This is a genomic window from Geminicoccus sp., from assembly GCF_035556675.1.
Classification (GTDB): Bacteria; Pseudomonadota; Alphaproteobacteria; order Geminicoccales; family Geminicoccaceae; genus Geminicoccus.
The window spans coordinates 1-2193 of sequence record NZ_DATMFZ010000389.1; the positions used below are offsets into that span (position 1 = coordinate 1).

1 protein-coding gene and 1 pseudogene are annotated in these 2193 nt (G+C 64.9%); both read right to left on the reverse strand.

The features are described 5' to 3' along the window. Nucleotides 1-973, reverse strand: a pseudogene (locus tag VNS22_RS27865) (IS3 family transposase); the annotation flags it as partial. 696 nt (nt 974-1669) lie between these two features. Then, nucleotides 1670-2068 carry a transposase gene (locus VNS22_RS27875; RefSeq protein ID WP_325738416.1) on the reverse strand — a complete coding sequence of 133 codons (399 nt, stop codon included), beginning with the start codon at nt 2066-2068 and terminating at the stop codon, nt 1670-1672. Nucleotides 2069-2193: the final 125 nt, after the last annotated feature.

Consider the following 2193-nt stretch of genomic DNA (forward strand, 5'->3'; position numbering starts at 1 on the left):
GCCAAAGCGCTGCTCGACGCAGGCGACCATGAGATCCTGAACCATCTCTCCCGAAATGCCGGCCGTGGTGGCCGACCATCGATCGCAGGAGGCGATCGATCCAATCCCACCGGGACGGCCGTCAGGAGACGGCCGCGGGGCGATGATCTCCCGGTCACAGGCGTCGATCGCGAACAGGATGCGGACGATCTCGCCATTGCGGCAGGTGAGTTCAAAGTGATCCGAACACCAGCGAATGTTGGAGGTCAGGGCGACGACGACCCCATCATGGGTCCGACCGAGCTGCCGGCCGGTGTGCCGCTGCAGGGTGAGGCCATGGCTCTGCAGGATGCGCAGCACCCGCTTGGCGTTCATCCTTGGCAGATCCTCGTTCTGCCGGCGGCGGTTTTCAGCAGCGCCGTGATGCGCCGGTAGCCGTAGGACGGCCGCTCATCGACCAGCTGGCGGATCAACGGCAGGAGCCGGCTGTCCTCAGTCTTGTGGTAGCGCCCGCGCCGCTTGGACGTGCGCGCCAAGCGCTCGATCAGGTTGGAGCGGGCAACGCCGAGCGTGCTGACGATGGCCGTCATCGCGAATCGCCCTGCCGACCGTGCCATGACGGCAGCAGCGAGATCGGTTTTTTTGCGCGCGCCGCATCCAGGGCCTCTTTGAGGATCTCGACCTCCAGGGTCTTCCGCCCCAGCAGGCGCTCCAGCTCCCGGACTCGCTTTTCCAGGTCGCGGACCTGGGTCTGGCCGACCACTGGCTCATCGGCCTGCACAGCTTCGAAGCCACCTTCCAGCATGCGGCGTCGCCAGTTGAACAGCATGCTGGGCGAGATGCCGGCCTGGCGCGCGACCAGGGATACGCTCATCCCAGGCTGCATGCTTTCCTCGACCAGACGTATTTTCTGCGCAGTCGAGAAACGGCGCCGTCGCTGGACGGCAGTGACTACCTCGATGCGCGGCGGAGATCCGTTCAGATCGGAAGCCATCGTCCTTATCCATAGGCGTATGCCTATGCCTTATCGGCTATCGACCCTGTCCGGTTCAAACGGGGTGCAGTCCACCAGGATCCGACCAGGCCTTCGCGCTTGCCCTGCCTGACTTCCATACCAGACGATGAACCTGTTCCTGAAGGCCTTTGCCGCGCAACTCGAGCCGCGTACGCACGCCGTCCTCGTCCTGGACCAAGCCGGCCGGCATGGGGCGAGGCGGCTGCAGGTGCCAGAGAACATCACCTTGCTGCCGCTACCGCCCCGCAGCCCCGGAGCTCAACCCGGTCGAGCGGGTCTGGCTCTATTTGCGCGAGCACTGCCTCTCCCACCGCGTGCGCAAGGACGACCAGTCCATCCTCGATGCCGCCTGCCACGCCTGGAACTCGCTGGCCAACCAACCAAGAAGGCCAACCAGCTTCACCGCCTACCCTATCTACTTAGGTCACAACTTTGGTGATCTGGTATCAGGAGACCTGTGCGCGGGTAGCCGTTGGGCTTGCCCGGCCTGGATGATTTACCGGATTGGTCGCTGGTTGGGTGGCGTCAGGCGGCTGTATCTCGCTTGGCTGCTCCTGTTCGTCCGTAGCCGGCGCATGAAGCTGGTGCTCAGGTGCTGCTGAGCGTCATGATCCTGCTGGCTCGCTTCAGGTTATAGGCAATGGCGGTGAGCCTGACCTGCCAAGCGGCCTTGGCCTAGCCGCGCCATCGCATGCGCCGCAGCCCATAGCTGCGTTTCCAGGTGCCAAAGATCTTCTCGATCCGGCAGCGCACGCGTTGCACGCTGTGGTTCCATTGCTTGAGCTTGCGCAGCGTGTTGGTGCCGGATTCGCCCCACATGCCGGTGAGCGCGATGCGCAAGATGCCACCTTTGGCCCGGACCGCCGCGGCGAACACCTGGCCACGACAAGCGCTGTCAGCGTAGACGTCGCCCGGCGCATTGGGCAGGGCACTGCCGCCGGCACGGCCGTCATGGACATTGCCAGGAGTGACGGCGAGGTCCTCCACGATGGCCGTGCCGGCGTCGGCTGCGATGTGCGCCTTGAAGCCGTGGATGGCCTGGCGTCGCTGGTGGCCGGCTGAAGTGCCCCCCATTTCGACCGGACACCGGCATCAGCCGGAGGGCCTAGGCGTAGTCCTAGGCATGTGCCTATGTCCGACACGTTCTCGAAGATCGAGGTGATCAGCGGGATTGCCCGCCGGCGCCGCTTCACGACCGA

Coding starts and splice junctions, on each gene's coding strand:
- VNS22_RS27875 (WP_325738416.1), bottom strand. CDS start 2,068: ATGGGGGGCACTTCAGCCGGCCACCAGCGACGCCAGGCCATCCACGGC.